This window comes from Massilia brevitalea (assembly GCF_030711405.1).
Classification (GTDB): domain Bacteria; phylum Pseudomonadota; class Gammaproteobacteria; order Burkholderiales; family Burkholderiaceae_D; genus Telluria; species Telluria brevitalea.
In genome coordinates, this window is the sequence record NZ_JAULSI010000065.1 from 1 (window position 1) to 18,934 (window position 18,934).

The 18,934-nt window shown below is 65.0% G+C and carries 17 protein-coding genes; 6 read left to right on the top strand and 11 right to left on the bottom strand.

Translation table 11 applies throughout. The annotated features are described in order from the left end of the window. Positions 1-46: 46 nt before the first annotated feature. The 8 genes from QWL29_RS24670 to QWL29_RS24705 all read right to left on the bottom strand — a co-directional run bounded on the left by QWL29_RS24670 (position 47) and on the right by QWL29_RS24705 (position 8,921). On the bottom strand, positions 47-1,363 hold the full coding sequence (locus tag QWL29_RS24670; protein WP_305825501.1) for an AAA family ATPase: 1,317 nt from the start codon (positions 1,361-1,363) through the stop codon (positions 47-49). A 304-nt stretch (positions 1,364-1,667) separates the two neighbouring features. Further along, a complete protein-coding gene (locus QWL29_RS24675) occupies positions 1,668-2,849 on the bottom strand; it encodes an ABC transporter substrate-binding protein (RefSeq protein WP_305825502.1) in 1,182 nt (393 codons plus the stop codon). A gap of 70 nt (positions 2,850-2,919) precedes the next feature. Continuing rightward, on the bottom strand, positions 2,920-3,627 hold the full coding sequence (locus QWL29_RS24680; RefSeq protein WP_305825503.1) for an ABC transporter ATP-binding protein: 708 nt from the start codon (positions 3,625-3,627) through the stop codon (positions 2,920-2,922). After that, the gene (locus QWL29_RS24685) at positions 3,620-4,378 is read right to left on the bottom strand and encodes an ABC transporter ATP-binding protein (protein WP_305825504.1); all 759 of its coding nucleotides are present in this window, start codon (positions 4,376-4,378) and stop codon (positions 3,620-3,622) included. The genes QWL29_RS24680 and QWL29_RS24685 overlap by 8 nt, the downstream gene beginning before the upstream one ends. Next, positions 4,371-5,390, bottom strand: a complete 1,020-nt coding sequence (locus QWL29_RS24690; protein WP_305825505.1) for a branched-chain amino acid ABC transporter permease — start codon at positions 5,388-5,390, stop codon at positions 4,371-4,373. Before QWL29_RS24690 ends, QWL29_RS24685 begins: the two co-directional genes overlap by 8 nt. Next, the gene (locus QWL29_RS24695; RefSeq protein WP_305825506.1) at positions 5,390-6,253 is read right to left on the bottom strand and encodes a branched-chain amino acid ABC transporter permease; all 864 of its coding nucleotides are present in this window, start codon (positions 6,251-6,253) and stop codon (positions 5,390-5,392) included. The genes QWL29_RS24690 and QWL29_RS24695 overlap by 1 nt, the downstream gene beginning before the upstream one ends. Before the next feature lie 75 nt (positions 6,254-6,328). After that, entirely contained in the window at positions 6,329-7,459 is a 1,131-nt protein-coding gene (locus tag QWL29_RS24700; protein ID WP_305825507.1) for a zinc-binding dehydrogenase, read from the bottom strand. Beyond that, a complete protein-coding gene (locus QWL29_RS24705) occupies positions 7,452-8,921 on the bottom strand; it encodes an aldehyde dehydrogenase family protein (protein ID WP_305825517.1) in 1,470 nt (489 codons plus the stop codon). The genes QWL29_RS24700 and QWL29_RS24705 overlap by 8 nt, the downstream gene beginning before the upstream one ends. Before the next feature lie 627 nt (positions 8,922-9,548). On the opposite strand from QWL29_RS24705, the gene QWL29_RS24710 reads away from it, so the two are divergent. Next, positions 9,549-10,367: an IclR family transcriptional regulator gene (locus QWL29_RS24710; protein WP_441295514.1), complete on the top strand. Its 819-nt coding sequence runs from the start codon at positions 9,549-9,551 to the stop codon at positions 10,365-10,367. Positions 10,368-10,548: 181 nt separating this feature from the next. Here the strand turns inward: QWL29_RS24710 and QWL29_RS24715 are convergent, their stop codons facing one another. Next, on the bottom strand, positions 10,549-12,744 hold the full coding sequence (locus tag QWL29_RS24715) for a TonB-dependent receptor plug domain-containing protein (protein WP_305825509.1): 2,196 nt from the start codon (positions 12,742-12,744) through the stop codon (positions 10,549-10,551). Positions 12,745-12,844: 100 nt separating this feature from the next. Here QWL29_RS24715 and QWL29_RS24720 point away from each other — a divergent pair, with 100 nt between their 5' ends. Continuing rightward, complete coding sequence (locus QWL29_RS24720; protein ID WP_305825510.1) at positions 12,845-13,672, top strand: hypothetical protein; 828 nt, start codon at positions 12,845-12,847, stop codon at positions 13,670-13,672. On the opposite strand, the gene QWL29_RS24725 is transcribed toward QWL29_RS24720, so the two are convergent. After that, positions 13,623-14,870, bottom strand: coding sequence for a YeeE/YedE family protein (locus QWL29_RS24725; RefSeq protein WP_305825511.1), 1,248 nt, complete (start codon positions 14,868-14,870; stop codon positions 13,623-13,625). The two genes, QWL29_RS24720 and QWL29_RS24725, sit on opposite strands and share 50 nt — an antisense overlap. 220 nt (positions 14,871-15,090) lie before the next feature. On the opposite strand from QWL29_RS24725, the gene QWL29_RS24730 reads away from it, so the two are divergent. From QWL29_RS24730 to QWL29_RS24740, 3 genes are all read left to right on the top strand, one after another. Beyond that, entirely contained in the window at positions 15,091-16,068 is a 978-nt protein-coding gene (locus QWL29_RS24730; protein ID WP_305825512.1) for a ferritin-like domain-containing protein, read from the top strand. A 96-nt stretch (positions 16,069-16,164) separates the two neighbouring features. Continuing rightward, positions 16,165-16,752, top strand: a complete 588-nt coding sequence (locus QWL29_RS24735; protein WP_305825513.1) for an RNA polymerase sigma factor — start codon at positions 16,165-16,167, stop codon at positions 16,750-16,752. After that, entirely contained in the window at positions 16,749-17,456 is a 708-nt protein-coding gene (locus QWL29_RS24740) for an anti-sigma factor (protein ID WP_305825514.1), read from the top strand. Before QWL29_RS24735 ends, QWL29_RS24740 begins: the two co-directional genes overlap by 4 nt. A 3-nt stretch (positions 17,457-17,459) precedes the next feature. Here the strand turns inward: QWL29_RS24740 and QWL29_RS24745 are convergent, their stop codons facing one another. Then, positions 17,460-17,915, bottom strand: coding sequence for a PaaI family thioesterase (locus QWL29_RS24745; protein WP_305825515.1), 456 nt, complete (start codon positions 17,913-17,915; stop codon positions 17,460-17,462). A 224-nt stretch (positions 17,916-18,139) separates the two neighbouring features. Between QWL29_RS24745 and QWL29_RS24750 the strand changes: the two genes are divergently transcribed. Further along, positions 18,140-18,934: acyl-CoA dehydrogenase family protein (locus tag QWL29_RS24750; RefSeq protein WP_305825516.1), on the top strand; the 795-nt coding region annotated here is incomplete at its 3' end.

The following is an 18,934-nucleotide window of genomic DNA, read 5'->3' on the forward strand; positions in this document are numbered from 1 at the left end:
TGAACTTTACCAAACAAGAGTGTCCGGAAAAATCAGAGTACCTCAGTCATTCCTGCCGCTCCTCGGTACTTTTCCTTAGCCGGGCCAGCCAATCCAGCCCGATCGCTTTCCTATCTTCCGATGTTGACGTGTCTTTGAGAAAATTATCCAGGACGCGCCGTGTCATTAACTGACCTAGCGGGCCTTGCGCAACCAGTTCTGGATATCGCTCCAAGTCGCCCAGGCGAACCAGTCGACTATCGCCTTCATCCGGATCGCGGTAACAGGCAACTACGTCGCCCAGTGCGCTGTCTGGCAAGGCATCGAGCAACGCTGGATTATGCGAGGTCAGTAATACACGCAGCTGGCGGTCGGCGGCGATCGAATAGAGTTGACGCACCAGCATGTCGGCGCGGCTGGGATGGACACCGTTGTCGATTTCCTCGATGATGACCAATGCACCGCTCGGCGCTGTGAGCAGCGCTGCGCCAATCGCGAGAACTCTGAGTGTGCCATCGGATAGCAAAGGAGCGTCAACGACCCGGTTGTGTTTGCCGAACGTTTCAACAAGACGAACCATGACGTCATTACGATCGGTCTTGATGAATGTGACGTCGGTAATATCCTGTTCCGGCAAAGAGCGAATGAAATCGAGCAGTCTGGCTTTCTGGTCATCGTCGGTGGATATTCGGTAAAGTACGGCAGATAAGTTACTGCCGTCTTCTTTCATCTGGTCGTCTTTTACGTAGGCATAGTCACGCATCAACGCCGGCCTCGAGTCCAAAAACACGACGTTACGCAAGGTTTCCCGTACGTTTTTAGTCACGAGTGGGATAATTCTTTGGGATTCTTCGTGACCCGCCTCGAACCTGCCTGGCGTCTCCAGTTGGTAAAAGATCGCCTGCCGGTTTGAACATGGAATATGCGGTTTGTTTTTTCCGCGTTTGAAGTTGTTGTACGCGACGCTTACCTCGTCAGAATGGGGCGTGGGAGCACTGTCGATCTGATACAGCGGCACTGAACGGCCTTCCTGTTCAACTTTCTCTCCCGCGACGATCAATTGTTCGTTTGCGGATGCAATGGAGATCTCGAAATCGTTCCAGTCGTCGGGCGCGTTACTGAACCGGCTTCCCAAACTCAGGTTCAAGTGCGGATCCCTGAACAGATCGTTAGCTTGACCGCGAACGATCGTTTCCCCACTTTGAATCGTCCTGGATATGTCATCAAGCCGGCTGCCCTTGGCCAGCCAGTTCAGCAAGCGAATCGCTTCAAGCACATTGCTCTTGCCAGATGCGTTTGCACCAATGAGAAACGTCATCGGCGCCAGAGGCAAAACCGCGTCCTGGTAGCTCTTGAAATTTTTCAGATCGATGGATAACAACATATTTTTCCTTGATAACTGTACGCGTCACACTCGACCGCTGGATTCGCCAGGCACAAGGCCGCATCTTGCTCAGCCAAGACAAGGGCAAGAACCTTCAACCCGGTGAGCTGCAAAAACAAGCACGATTGACGTCTGCCGTGACCATACAGCAGGTGTTCGGCACGTGGCAGTGTAAGGGGCGCTTACCCGCTTAGCAAGGAGGGGACATCATGGCTGTTGAGACCTGCTCGAGAAATAAAAAAGAACCGTTACCATTCCAGGTAACGGTTCTTGGCATTTCAGAAAATGGCGTGCGTCCGTTTTCTTACTTCCCGGCGTTCAGCGCGCGCAGGAACTGCCCCTTGATCTTGCCGCCCTCGACGGTACCCAGGATCACGTTGGCGATGGTGCCGCCCTTGCTGTCCAGGCCATCGATATCGTTCGGGTTGTACATCGCCGGCAGCGTGGTATATGCCTTTTCCATCTGCGCGCGAATCGCCGCGGCATCGGTCGTGGTGCCGGCCAGCTTCATCGCGGCCACGGTCGCGTGCACGGTCGAGTAGTTCAGGCTGATCTCGGTGCTCGGGTCCTTGCCTGGATTGAGCTTGCGGTAGCGCTGGGTGAAGGCCACCGCTTCCGGACGGTCGTCATTCGCCAGCGGCATCACGCCGATCGAGCCTTCCAGCGGGGCGATGCCGCCGACCACCTTGGCCATTTCGTCGATCTTGGCCTGGTCGAGGATGATGAAGCCGCCCTTGAAGCCCAGTTCGCGCGCCTGCTTGGCCACCAGCGCGGTCGGCTCGGAGGCGCCGCCGATGAACATGACGTCCGGTTTCGCCTGCATCGCGCGGCTCACGCCGCTGTAGAAGTCGGTCGCCTTGTTGTACGACATCGGGTTCTCGGCCACGACCTTGCCACCGGCCGCTTCCCACACCGGCTTGAAGGCTGCCGACCAGGCTTTTGCGTAGTCGTGGTCGGCCTGGACCATGGCGACGTTCTTGCCGTGCTTGGCCATCATGGCCTTGGTGAATGGAGTGATGTAGCCGGTGAAGTCGGGCGGGATGCGGATGGTCAGCTTGTTGCCGCGTTCGGTCACCTGCGGCAGACTGGTATAGGCCAGCAGCAGCACCTTCGATTTTTCGTTGAAGGCCTGGACCGCGAACACGCCGCCCGAGTGCGGCACCAGCACGGCGGCGGTCTTGTGCTGCTGGACCAGGCGCTGGACGTTGATGCCGGTTTCGGCCGGGTTGTATTTGTCGTCCAGCGCCACGATTTCGACCTTGTAGCGCTTGCCGCCGATGTCCAGCGGCTTGGCGTTGATCTCGGCCGCGGCCATCTCCATGCCCGACAGGACGTTCTTGCCGTACAGGGCAGCGCCGCCGCTCAGCGGACCGGAGAAGCCGATCTTGATGACTTCCTGGGCGTGGGCGGCGCCGCCGGCCAGGGCCAGGGTGGCGGCGGTAGCGGCGATCAGGGTGCGGCGGGTGAACTTGGCTTGCAACTTCATGGTGGTGTCTCCTTGGTTTTGCTTGTTGTGGGTGCTACGTGTCAATACTCTGTCGAATCTGTCCGGCTCGTCAAGCGCCAATGTAGGCACGCCGGACCTGCTCGTTGTTCAGCAGTTCCTCGCGCCCACCTTCGAGCACGATGCGGCCCTGCTCGATGACATAGGCGCGGCTGGCGATGTTCAGCGCCGCATACGCGTTCTGCTCGGCCAGCAGCACCGTGGTGCCGGCCTTGTTGATGCGCGCGATGACCTCGAACATCTGCTTCACCACCAGCGGCGCCAGGCCGAGCGAGGGCTCGTCCAGCAGCAGCGCCTTCGGGCGACCCATCAGGGCGCGGCCGATCGCCACCATCTGCTGCTGGCCGCCGCTCAGCGACCCGGCCGGCATGTCCTTTTTCTCGTGCAGGATCGGGAACAGCGCGAACACCTCGTCCAGCGTACGCTGGGTGCCCTTGCTGTCGCCGCGGTGCACGTAGGCGCCAAGCGTCAGGTTCTTCAGCACCGACATGCCGGGGAAGAGCTTGCGGCCTTCCGGGCAGTGGATCAGGCCATCGGCCACGATCTGCGAGGGCTTGCGGCCCACCAGGTTCTGCGACCCGAAATGGATCGACCCCGACGAGGCCTTGTTCAAGCCGCTCATGGTAAGAAAAATCGAGCTTTTGCCGGCGCCGTTCGAGCCGAGCAGCACCACCAGCTCGCCTTCGTCCGCGTGCAGCGTCACATCGTGCAGCGCGCGAAAGCTCCCGTAGGAGAGATTTACCTTGTCGAGTTTAAGCATGCTCGCTCCCCAGGTAGGCTTCGATCACGACCGGGTTGGCGCGGATTTCGGCCGGCGTGCCTTCGGCGATGCGCTCGCCGTAGTTCAGCACCAGGATCCTGTCGGCCAAATTCATGATCATGTCCATCTTGTGTTCGATCAGGCAGATCGTCAGGCCGCTGTCGGCCATCTTGCGGATCAATCGCGCCAGGCCCTCGGTTTCTTCCGGGTTCACGCCGCCTGCCGGTTCGTCCAGCAGCAGCAGGCTCGGATCGGTCGACAGGGCCAGGGCGAAGGCGACGCGCTTGCGTTCCTCTTGCGAGATGTCGCCGGCGATGCGCGCCTCGATGTGGGCCAGGCCGACGAAGTCGAGCGCCGCGCGCGCCTTCTCGCGGCAGCGGCGTTCCTCGTCCTTCATGCGGCGCGTGCCGAGCACGGCGTCGATCAGCGTCGAGCCGGTGCGCAGGCGGTGGCCGACGATCAGGTTGTCCAGCACCGTGGCCGTATCGAACAGGGTCGTGGTCTGGAAGGTGCGCGCCATCCCGCGCCGCGCCACCTCGTCGGCGCGCAGGCCGGTCACGTCTTCGCCCTTGAAGATCACCTTGCCCGAGGTCGGGGCGATGGCGCCGCTGATCAGGTTGAAGAAGGTGGTCTTGCCGGCGCCGTTCGGCCCGATGATGGCGTTGATGGTGCCGGCCTCGCACGAGGCGCTGACGTCGTTCACGGCGCACAGTCCGCCGAAGCGCTTGGTCAGGTGGTCGATCTTAAGCATGCGTTGCTCCTTGCTTCGGTGCGGCCGTCGACGACGATGCCGATTGTGCCGGGGCCGCAGGCGCGCGCATGGCGGCCTTCCTGCGCTGGCGGTTCAGGTAAGTGCCGACGATCCCGTACGGCAGGAAGATGACGAGCAGGACCAGCAGCGGGCCGAACACCACGAAGCGGAATTCCTGCAGCACCTGCAAATACTGGGTCAGCCATGGCATGGCGATCGCGCCGAGCAAAGGCCCGAGCAGGGTGCCGATGCCGCCGATCAGCATGTACATGGTCATGTCGAAGGTGTGCTCGACGCTGGCCACGGCGGGGCCGAGGAAGCGCACGTAGCCGGCGTACAAACCGCCGGCGAGGCCCGAGAAGAACACCGACAGCATGAAGGCGAGCAGCTTGTTGCGCATCAGGTTGATGCCCAGGGCCTGGGCCAGGTCGTCGCCGTTGCGAATGGCCATGAAGGTGCGGCCCAGCAGCGAATGCACGATGCGGTGCATGATCCACACGCTCGCGGCCAGGAAGAACAGCACCATGTAGTACTGGGTGCGCGGCTCGGAAAAGTCCAGCGGGCCGATGTTTTCCGGCGCCGGGATGCCCATGATGCCGACCGTGCCGTGGGTCAGGCTTTCCCACTTCTCGATCACGAGGAACATGATGTAGCCCACGCACAGCGTGAAGATCGAGAAGAAGTGGGTCTTCAGGCGCAGCGACACGATGCCCACAAAAAAGCCGAGGAAAGCGGCCACGAAGCCGGACAGCGCGAACGACAGCCAGAACGACATGCCGTAGTCGACGGTCAGGATGCCGACCGTGTAGGCGCCCACGGCCATGAAGCCGCTGTGCGCCAGGTTGTACTGGCCGGTGTAACCCGTGATCAGGTTCAGGCCGATGGTGGCGATGGCATAGATGAAGGCGGTCGACATCACGGTGAGGTGGTAGTCGTTATCGGCCAGGAAGGGGAAGGCGGCGGCCAGCACCAGCAGCAGGGTCCAGCCGACCTTGGCGTTGAGGAGCTTCATCAGTGGGCTCCCTTCGCGAACAGGCCTTGCGGACGCACCGACAGGATCAGCACCAGCAGCGCAAAGGCGATGATGTCCTTGTAGTCGGTCGAGATGTAGAAGGCGCCGAAGGCTTCGGCAAAGCCGATGATCAAACCGCCGACGATCGCGCCCGGCACGCTGCCCATCCCGCCCAGCACGATGATGACGAAGGCCTTGGTAATCACCAGGTGGCCCATCGAGGTGTAGACCAGGTTGATCGGCGCGTACAGCACCGCGGCCATGCCGGCCAGTGCGCCGGCGATGGCAAAGGTGAGCATTGCCACGCGGGTGGCGTCGATGCCGACCAGGGCCGCGCCTTCGCGGTTCTGGGCCATGGCGACGATCGTCGCACCGGTGACGGTCTTCTTCAGGAACAGCTGCAGCAGCACGACCAGCAGGAAGGCGGCAGCGATGATCAACAGGCGCTGGGCCGGCATGGTCAGGCCGCCGAAGGTGAGGATCTGGTTGTACGGCGTGGTCATGCGGTGGAAGTCCGCACCCCAGATGGCCTGGGCGCCGGCTTCCAGGAACAGCAGGATGCCGATCGAGGCGATCATGTGGTGCAGGTAGGGGGCGTTGCGCAGCGGGTGGAACACCAGGCGTTCCGACACCACGGAAATCAGGGCCACCGTGGCGGCGGCGCCGAGCATGCCCCACCAGTAGTTCAGGCCGAGCTTATCGATGATGAAGAAGGCGGCATAGGCACCGGCCATGTAGAAGGCGCCGTGTGCGAAATTGGGTACGTGCAGGATGCCGTACACCAGCGTGAGCCCGAGCGCGACGAGGCTGTACACGCCGCCCAGGGTGAGTCCATTCAGGACCTGTTGCAGGAAAAGCTCCAAAATCTTGTCTCCATTATTTTATAGGTGCGCTTTTTGCGCGGTGGTGCTTTTGGATGCCGTGCAGGGGAGTGCGGATTACTCGAACATGATGACCCCTCGTGCGTTGCGGCCTTCGGCCAGGTCGGCAAATGCCTGCGGCGCTTCCTCGATGCGGTAGCGGCGGGTAATGAGTTCGTCGAGTTTCAGGCGCTTTTCGCGGTACAGGGCCAGCAGACGCGGGAAGTCCTGGCGCGGACGCGCGGAACCGAAGTAGCTGCCGGTGAGGGTTTTCTCTTCAAAGGTGAGGCTGGCGGTGCGCACCGTGGTGCTGTCCTTTTGCGAGGCCACGCCCACCGCCACCGCCACGCCGCCCTTGGCCAGCACGCCGTAGGCCTGGGCCACGATGTCGCCCATGCCGACGCACTCGAAGGCGTAGTCGGCGCCGCCGCCGGTGAGCTTCTTCACGGCTTTCACCAGGTCGGGTGTGGCAGCGTTGATGGTGTGGGTGGCGCCGAACTCCTTCGCCTTCTCGAGCTTGGCGTCGGACATGTCGACCGCGACGATGGTGGCCGCGCCGGCGATGCGGCAGCCCTGGATCGCGTTCAGGCCCACGCCGCCGCAGCCGAAGACCACGGCGATCGAACCCGGTTCCACCTTGGCCGTGTTGACGGCGGCGCCGACGCCCGTCATCACGCCGCAGCCGACCAGGCAGGCGCGGTCGAGGGCGACGTCCTGCGCGATCTTGACCACGTTATCGACGTGCAGGGTGGCATATTCGGCCATCACGCCGCAGCCGGAGAAGATGTTCAGGGGCTGGCCATCGAGGCCACGCGTGCGCACCGTGCCGTCGGGCAGGGAGATCGCGGCCCTGGCGGCCTGGTCGCACAGTTGCGGGCGGCCGGTCTGGCACCAGCGGCACTTGCCGCACATGCTCACGAATGAGCTGAGAACGTGGTCGCCGACCGCGTATTCGGTCACGCCTTCGCCCACGTGGACGACGACACCCGCGCCTTCGTGGCCCAGCACGAGCGGGGCCGGCATCGGGATGGTGCCGTTCGTGGCCGACAAATCGCTGTGGCAGATGCCGCAGGCGGCCATCTTGATCATCACTTCGCCGCGGCGCGGGTACTCGACGTCGATTTCCTCCACCACCACTGCTTCGCCGGTGGTGCGGCACACGACGGCCCTGGCGCGCTGGTACTTCGGCTCGTACTTCGTTTCACTCATCTGCGTCTGTCTCCTTTTCTGGCGCGCGTGCTTGCTTCTGCACGCGGCATTGCAGCGATTTGTATTCGAGGAATTCGTCCAGGCCATAGCGGCCCAGTTCGCGGCCGTTGCCCGACTGCTTGTAGCCGCCGAACGGCGCCTGGCCATTGAAGCCGCCGCCATTGATGTCGACCTGGCCGGTGCGCAGGCGCCGCGCCACGGCAATCGCGCGTTCGTCGCTGCCGGCCCAGACCGCGCCGCCCAGCCCATACGGCGTGCCGTTGGCGATGCGCACGGCTTCGTCTTCGCTGCGGTAGGTGATGATCGACAGGACCGGGCCGAAGATTTCTTCCTGCGCGATGGTGCTGTCGGGGTGCACGTGGCCGAACACGGTCGGCTGCACGTACCAGCCGGTGTCCAGGCCGGCCGGCGCATCGGCGCCGCCGCACAGCAGTTCGGCGCCGTCTTCCAGGCCGGCGCGGATGTAGCCGCGCACGCGGTCGCGCTGGGCTTCGGATACGAGTGGACCGAGGCGCGCGCCGGGCAGCAAAGGGTCGCCGACGGTGAAGCTTTTCGCGCCCTCGACCGCCAGGCGCGCCGCTTCTTCATAGCGCGCTTCCGGCACCAGCATGCGGGTGTGGGCCGAGCATGTCTGGCCGCTGTTCAGGAAGCAGGCGTTCAGCGTGCCTTTCACGGCGGCGGCGAGGTCGGCGTCTTCCAGGATCACGGCTGCCGATTTGCCGCCCAGTTCCAGCGTCACGCGCTTGATGGTGCCGGCGGCCACTTCCGAGATGCGCCGTCCGGCGCGGGTGGAACCGGTGAACGAGACCATGTCGACGTCCGGATGGCGCACCAGCGCTTCGCCGATGCCGGAACCGTAGCCGCTCACCAGGTTGAAGACGCCGGCGGGCAGGCCGGCCCGTTCGATGACTTCGGCCAGCACGAAGGCGTTCAGCGGCGCGATTTCCGAGGGCTTCAGCACCACGGTGCAGCCGGCGGCCAGCGCAGCGCCAACCTTGGCGGCGATCTGGTGCAGCGGGTAGTTCCATGGCGTGATGCAGGCGACCACGCCGACCGGCTCGCGCAGCACGCGCGAATGGCCGACCGTGTGTTCCCATTCGAATTCGGTGGCCATCCTGGCATAGCCGGCGAAGGTGGCGAGCGGCGAGCCGACCTGGATCATGCCGGCCAGTTTCAGGGGCATGCCGACTTCGCGTGCGATGAGGTCGGCCAGTTCGTCGGCGCGGGCGCGCAGGCCGGCGCCGATCTTTTCCAGATAAGCGCCGCGTTCCTGCGGCGTGGTGATGCTCCAGCGCTCGAAGGCGGCGCAGGCGGCGGCCACTGCTGCGCCGGCGTCGGCATCGATGCCTTCGGGGATGCGGCCGATCACACGCTCGTTCGAGGACTGGATGACGTCGATGCTGCCATGGCCGCGCGGTGCGATCCAGCGGCCATTGATGAAGAAGTGTTCGTGGACGCGCAATGCGTCGCCGGATGAGGAGGAGGGCACGGCCTGGAGGCCGTTCGTATCGTTCGTGCTCGACTGAACCTGAGCTAATGCCATGCTTCTGACTCCTGTGCGTGGGCTCCGGAGAACCCATGGGTATTCAGATCATTTGTTTTGCTAGGTGAAACAAAGCGATGTAAAATGGAACAAAAAAAGAATACGATACTTTTGCAACGGTAGCAACGATTTGTTCATGATCGCTGCCAGAGGGGTTTCGTAGGGCGGGCTCTTGAGCCCACGCGGTCTCACGATATGATCCGCCGCAAACTGGGCGCAGATACTGCTAGGGCAGAGTGAGGTTTTTCGAGGTTTCGCTGTTCGTAGGGTGGGCACAAGTGCCCACCCTACGAACAGCGAAACCCGACACAAACCGAGCCAGTTTGCCACGCGGAATTCATCTCGCAAAGCACCTTCGATGCAAATGCAAAAGAAATCGGACGAACAAAGATGGTCAACCTGGAATCAGCCATGCAACTGAGCGACACGCACCGCAACGCCGACNAAACCGAGCCAGTTTGCCACGCGGAATTCATCTCGCAAAGCACCTTCGATGCAAATGCAAAAGAAATCGGACGAACAAAGATGGTCAACCTGGAATCAGCCATGCAACTGAGCGACACGCACCGCAACGCCGACGACGCCGAAGCGGCCGATACTCCGGACGCAGCGAAGAACAACGAGGACCGCTACTACATCACGGCCCTCGCGCGCGGGCTCGAGGTGCTGGCCTGCTTCCGTTCCGCCGACAAGGGCCTGACCAACCAGCAGATCGCCGAACGCTGCGGCCTGCCCAAGTCCACCGTCACGCGCTTCACCTACACCCTCACCAGGCTCGGCTACCTGACCCAGGAAAGCGGCGGCCGCTACGTGCTCGGCACCGCCACCCTGGGCCTGGGCAGCGCGATGCTGGCCCGGCTCGACATCCGCCAGCTGGCGCGGCCGATGCTGCAGGAACTGGCCGACTTCTCGGGCACCACGGTCTCGATCGCCATGCGCGACCGCCTGTCGATGATCTACGTGGAAGTCTGCCGCAGCACGGCGGCGCTGTCGCTGTCGCTGCAGGTCGGCTCGCGCATGCCGCTGGCGGCGTCCGCCATCGGCCGCGCCTACCTGGTCAAGGCGTCGGAGCAGGAGCGCAAGGATATCCTCAGCCGCTGCCTGGAACTCGACGAACTGGCCTTCACCGCCATGCAGGATGGCCTCGAAAAAGGCCTGCGCGACTACGCCCAATATGGGTGCGCCACCTCGTTCGGCGAGTGGCAGAAAGACGTGAACGGCATCGCGGTCGGCTTCTTCCCGATCGGCGGCAGCCAGCTGATGTCGGTGAACTGCGGCGGGCCGTCGTCGAGCGTGTCGCAGGAATTCCTCTTGAACGAAGTGCGGCCACGCCTGATCGAGATCGCGTCGCGGCTGGAGTCCTGACAAACGCCAGCGTCCCCCAAAAACAACGGGGGTCAAGTCTGCCATCAAGACACGGACTCAGCCTTAAGCCGTCGGCATCACCATTTTTACGCGCCCGGGGACGGCATCATTCTTTCCTACAGCCGAGTTCGTGTCTCGAAGGCAGACTTGACCCCTGTTGTTTTGTTGGTGAGTTTTGTCGTTAGAACCGTGATTCCAGCGTCACGCGCGCCATTGTGCGGCCGGGGTAGATGCTGGTGCGACGCATCGTCCCGTTCTCGTCCACATAGCGCGAATCGCCGATGTAGTCCTGCGCGAGCAGGTTCGACAGCGCCACGCGCAGCTGGTATTGCGGGTTGAATTTGTAGAGCGCGTACATGTCGAGGTCGCGCCGCACGCTCTGGTAGCCGAACTGCTCGACGTTGATGCGCACCGGGCCGCCGCTCCTGAAGGCGAAGCTGGAGCCGGCGCTCAGCTTGCCGCCGCGGGCGCGCCAGTCGACGCCGAGGGTGGCGGAGAACGGCGTCTGCTGGTCGAGGCGGTTGTCCGGACCGGGCACGGCATCCACGCGCGACCAGTTGCGCGACACGCTGGCGCGCAGGTCGACATCCGGCACGTCCTCGCGCAGCGACGACAGCGGGAACTTCGCTTCCAGTTCCAGGCTGCGCGTGAGGGCGTTGCCGTCGTTGACCGGGGTCTGGATCCAGCGCCCGTTCTCGAGCACCAGGCCCTGGCGCGTGTAGTCCTCGATGCGGCGCACCGAGACGCTGGCGCTGAGCAGCGCCTTCTCGGCCCAGTAGTGCTCATAGGAGGCGTCGATGCCGGTCGCCAGTTCCGGCTTCAGGCCAGGGTTGCCGCGGTAGTCGGGATCGGTCTGGCTGTTGTTCGGCGTGGTGAAGCGGCGCGGGATCAGGCTGCTGGCCGGCGGGGCCTTATAGGTGCGGGTCAGCGCCAGGCGCACCTGGTCGCGGCTGTCGGGCAGTTTATACAAGGTCTGCGCCAGCGGGCTCCAGACGCTGCTGCGGTTGCGCGTGGCGTCGAAGGTATTGCCTTCGCTGGTCGTCTCCAGCCCTTCCCAGCGCAGGCCGGCATACATCGACCAGCGCGGCGTGATGCTCCATTCGTCCTGCACGAACAGCGCCATGCGCTCGATGCGGGCGCGGTAGCGTTCGTCGGCGAAGGCATCGCGCCCGCTCAGCGGAAAGCCTTCGTCCTCGACGCGCGCATCGTTGCGCCGCGTGAGCCCGCCGTCCCAGCCTGCAGACAGCGCGTGGCCGGTGCGCCAGGTGGTGGCGTACTTGCCGGTCGAGGTGATGCCGCGCTCCGAGGTCTTGCTCCAGACCGTGGCTTCGCGCGCCAGCGGACCGCCGGCGTAGTCGAATTCGCGCCAGGTACCGCGGTTGCGCATGCCGCTCACGCCGACTTTCACATCCAGCTTGGCGCCGCCCGCCAACGCGTGGACCCAGTTCAGGTCCGAGCGCAGGAAGGCATTGTTGGCGCGGTTGTTGGTGTCGCGCAGGTCGTACAGCGGCGGGCGGCCGAGCAGGGTGCTGGTCACGCCGTCGCCATGGAAGCTGTTGTGGTTGTAGTTGAAGATGTTCTGCGAAGTAAGCGTGTCGCCGTTCTCGCCGGTCCAGTTCAGGCGCGGCGCCAGGTTCAGGTTCTTCGAGCGGCCACGGTCTTGCTGGTCAAGGCGGCGCTGCATGACCAACCCTCCGTTTGGTGCGAGCTGGCTTTCCTCGACTGGGGATGCGCGGTGGAAGTCGTACGCCGTAGCGTTCGCGCCAAGCGAGTACGACAGCTTGCCGGCGCGGTCCGACAGCTGCAGGCTGGCGTTCGGATTGGTCGTGTCTGCGCTCTTGCCTGCGCCGAGCTTGAGTTCGCGCTGCGCCTTCTTCACCGTTTTCTTGAGGACGATGTTGATGGTGCCGGCGATCGACTGGGTCGAGAACTCGGCGCTGGCCGCCGGCAAAATCTCGATGCGCTCGATGACGTCGGGCGAGAGCTGGTCGATCGAAAAGCCGGCCGGCGCGCGCTCGCCGTTGAGCAGGATCTGGGTGTAGCCGCTGCCCAGGCCGCGCATGCGGATCTCGCCGCCGCGGCCCGATGCGCCGCTGACGGTGATGCCGGGCAGGCGCTTGAAGACGTCGAGCACCGAGGTGTCGCCGTAGCGCTGGATTTCTTCGCTCGAGACCACGATGCGGCTGGCGGTGTCGTCGCGCCGCGCGTCGTAGGTGTTCGCGCCCCGGACTTCGACGCGCTGGATTTTTTCGGCCGGCTTGGCGTCTTCCTTGCGCACCGGTTTGGCGGCGGCGGGATCGGTGGCGGGGGCGGTGACGCTCTGGGCCAGGACAGGCTGGCTGGCGAGGCAAAGCAGGACGAGCGATGGACGAAGCATGGGGCGGCAGGAATCGTAAAGACTAGAACGCAGGGTGCGATATTGTCGCCGAGTTCATCCGCAAGGCGTTACCATTATTTAACTAAAAGGAGAACATTTCGTGCGACTGCCCACGTATTACGTTCCGGTGCTGGTGTTGGCAACTGCCGTGGTCAGCCTGCTGTCGCTGCGGGTGGCGGGCGCGCCAAACGGCAGCATCGCGATCCAGGCGGGCGCCTTTGCGCTGGCGGCGCTGATCGCCACACCGCGGCGGGTCGCGGGCGTGATCAATGCGCTCGACGCACGCTGGACAAGCGCCGCCATCCTGCTGCTTGCGTGCGCGGTACTGTTCGTGGGTGTCGAGATCGACGGCGCCCGGCGCTGGCTGCGCATCTGGCCGGTGCTGCTGCATCCGGCCAGCCTGCTCGGTTCCGTCCTGCTGCTGGCGCTGGCGCGCGCAGCCGGCAGCACGCTGTGCGCCGCGCTGGCCGGCGCCGCGGTGCTCTGCTTCGGGATGGGGAATGATGGCGCAGCGAGCCTGGCCTTTGCGCTGGGCCTGAGCGGCTTGCTGCTGGGAGAGCGGACGCACTGGAAGACGCTGCTGCCGCTGTGCGTATTGGCCTGGTGCCTGGCGGCCTGGGGCTGGACCCGGCCTGATACCCTGGCGCCGGTGCCGTATGCCGAGGAAATCGTCGCGCAGGCCTGGGCGGTATCGACGCTGCTGGGTGCTGCGGCTGTCGTCCTTCTGGCGATGCTGCCGCTGCCTTTCCTGCCGACTGCTCGTGACGCCTGCAAGCGCGGCGCCGGCTACGCGCTTGCAGGCTTCTGGGCCGGCCTGGTGCTGGCCGGCCTGTTTGGTAACTACCCGATTCCGGTGATCGGCTACGGCGCCTCGCCGGTCATCGGGTGGGTGCTGGCGCTGTGCCTGGTCCGCAGCCGCTCGCCTTGATGCGCTCGACTTCGAGGCCAAACAGCGGGCGCAGGCGCGTGCCGAGCACGTTGCCGGCAAACGCAAACACCAGCCACAGCCAGCCGTGCAGGCTGCCCGAGATGATGCCGCTGAAGTAGGCGCCGATGTTGCAGCCGTAGGCCAGGCGGGCGCCGTAGCCGAGCATCAGGCCGCCGACAACGGCGGCAACCAGGGAGCGCAGCGGCAGGCGCCACACCGGTGCGTAGCGGCCGGCCAGGGCGGCGGCCAGCATCGCGCCGAGCACGATGCCGATGTCCATCACGGTCGTCACATCGTTCGACAGCGGCGCGGCCAGCGCGGCGGCATTTGCTTTCGTCGACCAGTAGGTCCAGCTGGCGACGTCGATGCCGATCGCGCTTGCGGCCTTGGCGCCCCACAGCGCAAAAGCCGAGGTCACGCCCCATGGGCGGCCGGCCAGGGCCAGCGTGGCGAAGTTCAGCAGCACCAGGGCGATGGCGCCGGCCACCAGCGGCCATGGTCCATATACCCACGAGGCGCGGCGTGCCGCCGGCGTGCTCGGGTTGACCAGGCGGCCATGGCGGCGCTTCTCGACGATCACGGTGATGCCGGCAATCGCCGCGAACACGGCAAAGTTCAGCAGCAGGGCCGGCAGCACGCCGAGTTCCGTCACCAGCGAGACCGGTTTCAGCTGCGGCAGCGAGGTCCAATATGGCATGTGCGCGGTGGCGATCACCGAGCCGATGATGAAGAACAGCAGGGTGACCAGCATGCGCGTGCTGCCGCCGCCCACGGTGTACAGCGTGCCCGAGGCGCAGCCGCCGCCCAGCTGCATGCCGATGCCGAAGATGAAGGCGCCGACCACCACCGAGGTGCCGGCTGGCGACACCAGGCCCGAGACCGGCGTGCCGAACAGCGTGCCGGCGGCCAGGGCAGGGAAGAACAGGGCGACGCCGACGGCGAGCATGAGCATCTGCGCGCGCAGGCCGGCGCCGCGGCCGTCGGCGATGAAGACGCGCCAGGCCGAGGTGAAGCCGAAGGCGGCGTGGTACAGGGCGACGCCGAGCAGCGCGCCGATCACGTACAGTGCGGCCTGGCGCGCGTCGACGACCTGCATCAGGTACAGGGCGCCGACCAGGATCAGGAAGAGCGAAACCGCAAGCGGCTTCGGATTGATGCTGAAGCGCCCGGGGGCGGACAAGGATGCTGGATTGGACATGGCGTGAGATAGCAGTAGAACGTAACCCGCTATTTTCGCGCTTTTTGCCTTTTCGTGCTGGAGCCCGCCAGCAAAGCCGCCCGCAAAATAATTGAATCCGAACGGCGCGCCGCTGCGTATAGAGAGTACGGCCTGCGCTTTCCTGCTTGACTATTTCCGGTCTGAAATGCAGACGTGGGCCCGATGCTGTTCCCGACGTTTCATCAACCGGAGATATGCCATGACGGATTCGAATCTCACCCTTGCCCTACTTGAAACACGCAAGCAGAAGCTGGAAAAGCGCCGTTCCTTCTTCAAGAATGTCGGCGGCCTGAGTGTCGGCCTGGTCGGCGGCACCTTTCTCAGCGCCTGCGGCGGCTCGGTACACGACGCCATCGCCCAGGCGGCCCAGCCGACCGACACCGACATCCTGAACTTCGCCCTGAATCTCGAATACCTGGAAGCCCAGTTCTATTCGTATGCGGTGTTCGGCACCGGGCTTGCCGCGAACCTGCTCACCGGGAGCGGCAACCAGGGGGCCGTCACCGGCGGCAAGGCGGTGCCGTTCCGCGACCCGCTCGTGGCCCAATATGCCAAGGAGATCGCCCAGGATGAAATCGCGCACGTCGGCTTCCTGCGCAGGGCGCTGGGCACGGCCGCGGTGGCACAGCCGGCCATCGATATCGGCGGGACCGACCCGAACGGCGCATTTTCGAATGCGGCGCGGGCGGCCGGGCTGGTAGGGCCGGGCGTCGCCTTCGACCCCTACGCCAGCGACGAGAACTTCCTGCTCGGCGCATTCATCTTCGAGGATGTCGGCGTCACGGCATACAAGGGTGCGTCGCCACTCATCCAGAACAAGACCTTCCTCGAGGCGGCGGCCGGCATCCTGGCCGCCGAGGCCTATCACGCGGGGCTGGTGCGCACGGTCCTGTATTCGAAGGGACTCAGCACGCCGTCCTTGCGCACGGCGGCCGGCGCCATCTCGGATGCGCGCGACAGCCTGGACAACGCGGCCGACGTCGACCAGGGCATCGTCACGGCGGGCGACGGCACGGCCTCGAACATCGTCCCGCTCGACAAGGACGGCATCGCCTTCAGCCGCACCCCGGGCGACGTGCTGAACATCGTCTACCTCACCAAGGAATCGGTCAGCATGGGCGGCTTCTTCCCGCGCGGCGCCAACGGCTTGCTGAACATGAGCAGCGCCTACGCCTGATCCTGGCAGCCCAGCCGTACGCGGCTGGCGCGCGGCCTGTGCTACTTTGGGTGAACGCGGCCATTCCGGCACGCGGCATGACCGACAAGGTGCCCAGTGTCCGATTCTTCGAGTCCCGATCCGCTGCAGCTGCGCGCCTGGCTGCTCGGCGCCGCCAGGCGCGAGCCGGCGGCGTTCCGCCTGCTGTACGACGCCACGGCGCCGCGCCTGTATGGCTTTGCCCTGCGTATCCTGGGCAAGCCGGAACTGGCCGAGGAAGCCCTGCAGGACGGCTTCGTCGCGATCTGGGACCATGCCGGCAGCTACGAAGCGGCGCTGGCGGCGCCGCTGACCTGGATGACCACCATCGTGCGCCACAAGGCGCTCGACCTGCTGCGCCGCAGCGGGCATGCGCTGGAAATCGACGCCGGCCGCTTCGACAGCGAGGTGCTGGAAGCGGCGCGCGATCCGGGCGCCACGCCGCCGGAAGCCTTGGCGGCGAGCCGCGAGGCCAGGCGCCTGGCCTGGTGCCTGGCGGCGCTGGAGGGCATGCAGCGGCAGGCCGTGGGGCTGGCCTTTTTCCACGATTTGTCGCACAGCGAGGTCGCGCAGCAGCTGGCGTTGCCGCTGGGGACCGTCAAGACCTGGATACGGCGCAGCCTGGAGCGCCTGAAGGCCTGCCTCGCCAAGGGAGACGCGCCATGAACTTGCGTGACAAGCCGGCCCTGCGCGACAGGCTCGCTGCCGAGTATGTGCTCGGCACGCTGAAGGGGCGGGCGCGGCGCCGCTTCGAGGGCTACCTGCACGGCGATGCGGCGCTGCGCCAGCTGGTGGCGCAATGGCAGGACGGCTTGATGCCGATGGCCGAACTTGTACCAGCAAGGCAGCCGCCGCGGCGCGTCTGGCGCGGCATCGCGCGGCGCCTGGATCTCGGCGCGGGCGCTGGCCGCCCCGGCTGGCAGTTCTGGCGCAGCGAGTCCCTGGCTTTCTGGCGCGCGCTGGGCGGCGTCGCGACACTGGCTGCGCTGCTGCTGGTGGCGGTGCTGGCGGGCGGCGTGTTCGAGCGTCCGCGGCCCGACTATCTCGCCACGCTGGCCGACGACAAGGCGCAGCCGGTGCTGCTGCTCAGCGGCGACAGCAGGCGCGCGGAGTTGCGCGTGCAGTTCGTGGGCGAGATGTCGGTTGCCGCGGACAAGAGCCTGCAGTTGTGGGCGGTGCCGAGGCAGGGCAGCCCGCGCTCGCTGGGACTGCTCAGCGCGGGCGCAACGACGCTCGCACTCGGCAGCGCAGCCCTGGGTGCGGATGTGGCCATGCTGGCGGTGTCGCTGGAGCCGCGCGGCGGCTCGCCCGATCCGAAGGGGCCGAGCGGACCGATACTCTACAAGGGCAACTGGGTGCGGGTCCTGTAAACCTCAATAACCCTTGGCCAGCTGCTCCGGCGTGAGCGCATTCATCACCGCGAACACGCCGCTGGCGCGCAGGATGCGTTTGCCGCGGACCTGCAGCTGGCAGTTCGCGAATGCCACGCGTCCGCCCAGCTTCTGGATGTCGACGTGGGCCTCGACCCAGTCGCCGGGGCGGGCCGCGTCGATGAAGTCGGTGCTGAGATTCACAGTCACGAAGGACTGGCGCCCCTCGCAATGCATGGTCAGGCCCAGGCCGAGCGCCGAATCGGCGAGGCTGGACAGCATGCCGCCGTGGGCGATGCCGCGCATATTCGTGTGGTTCTCGGTGATGCGCATGCCGATGATGATGGCGCCACCCTCCCTGCTGCAATACAGGTCGCCGAGGTTGGCCATATAGGGGCCGCCGCGTTTCAGGCGTTCGAAGCCTGCTGGCACGTCCGTGCCGATGTCCGTTGATGTCATGTCTGAGCCTGTGTGCGCCGTTCTACAGTCGGCGTCTCGATTCTGCACAGTAAAACACGTGCGTCATGGTGTCAACCCTGCAATACGACGTTCCGAAAATACCATTTCGCTCTGCGGTTCGCGCATTGTATTCCCATTTTCGCGCTGCTACACTCGTCCATCGTAGAGCCGGTTATTAAAACCCGGTTTTACTCTGCGGTACTACAAATACAAACAGGAGACATATGGCTTTCCAGTTTTCCGAACGCGCGCTTGAGCTGCAGGGCCGCGTCAAGCAGTTCATCGATACCGAGATCGTTCCCTTTCATGCGGCCTACAAGAACGAGGTCGACACTGCGCGCAAGGCGGGCAATGCCTTCGTCGTGCCGCCCACCATCGAACGCCTGAAGGCGAAAGCAAAAGAGGCGGGCCTGTGGAATCTGTTCCTGCCCGAATCAAGCCACGGCGCCGGCCTCACCAATCTCGACTACGCGCCGCTGTGCGAGCTGATGGGCCGCGTGCCGATCGCCTCCGAAGTCTTCAACTGCTCGGCGCCCGATACCGGCAACATGGAAACCCTGGTGCGCTATGCGTCCCCAGCGATCCAGGACCGCTGGCTGGCGCCGCTGCTGGCCGGCGAGATCCGCTCGGCCTTCGCCATGACCGAACCGGAGGTCGCTTCGTCGGACGCGACCAACATCACCGCCAGCATCGTGCGCGACGGCGACGCGTACGTGATCAACGGCCGCAAGTGGTTCACTTCGGGCGCGGCCGACCCGCGCTGCAAGGTGATGATCTTCATGGGCAAGACCGACCCCGGCAACCCGGAACGCCACCGCCAGCAATCGATGATCGTGGTCCCCATGGACACGCCGGGCGTGACGGTCGTGCGCGACATGACGGTGTTCGGCTACGACGACGCGCCGCATGGCCATGCCGAGGTGCTGTTCGAGAACGTGCGCGTGCCGCTGGATCACATCCTGCTCGGCGAAGGGCGCGGCTTCGAGATCGCCCAGGGCCGCCTGGGGCCGGGCCGCATC

Coding starts and splice junctions, on each gene's coding strand:
- QWL29_RS24685 (WP_305825504.1), bottom strand. CDS start 4,378: ATGCTTAAGATCGACCACCTGACCAAGCGCTTCGGCGGACTGTGCGCC.
- QWL29_RS24730 (WP_305825512.1), top strand. CDS start 15,091: ATGACGGATTCGAATCTCACCCTTGCCCTACTTGAAACACGCAAGCAG.
- QWL29_RS24715 (WP_305825509.1), bottom strand. CDS start 12,744: ATGCTTCGTCCATCGCTCGTCCTGCTTTGCCTCGCCAGCCAGCCTGTC.
- QWL29_RS24675 (WP_305825502.1), bottom strand. CDS start 2,849: ATGAAGTTGCAAGCCAAGTTCACCCGCCGCACCCTGATCGCCGCTACC.
- QWL29_RS24680 (WP_305825503.1), bottom strand. CDS start 3,627: ATGCTTAAACTCGACAAGGTAAATCTCTCCTACGGGAGCTTTCGCGCG.
- QWL29_RS24745 (WP_305825515.1), bottom strand. CDS start 17,915: ATGACATCAACGGACATCGGCACGGACGTGCCAGCAGGCTTCGAACGC.
- QWL29_RS24700 (WP_305825507.1), bottom strand. CDS start 7,459: ATGAGTGAAACGAAGTACGAGCCGAAGTACCAGCGCGCCAGGGCCGTC.
- QWL29_RS24710 (WP_441295514.1), top strand. CDS start 9,549: ATGCAACTGAGCGACACGCACCGCAACGCCGACGACGCCGAAGCGGCC.
- QWL29_RS24740 (WP_305825514.1), top strand. CDS start 16,749: ATGAACTTGCGTGACAAGCCGGCCCTGCGCGACAGGCTCGCTGCCGAG.
- QWL29_RS24690 (WP_305825505.1), bottom strand. CDS start 5,390: ATGAAGCTCCTCAACGCCAAGGTCGGCTGGACCCTGCTGCTGGTGCTG.
- QWL29_RS24725 (WP_305825511.1), bottom strand. CDS start 14,870: ATGTCCAATCCAGCATCCTTGTCCGCCCCCGGGCGCTTCAGCATCAAT.
- QWL29_RS24670 (WP_305825501.1), bottom strand. CDS start 1,363: ATGTTGTTATCCATCGATCTGAAAAATTTCAAGAGCTACCAGGACGCG.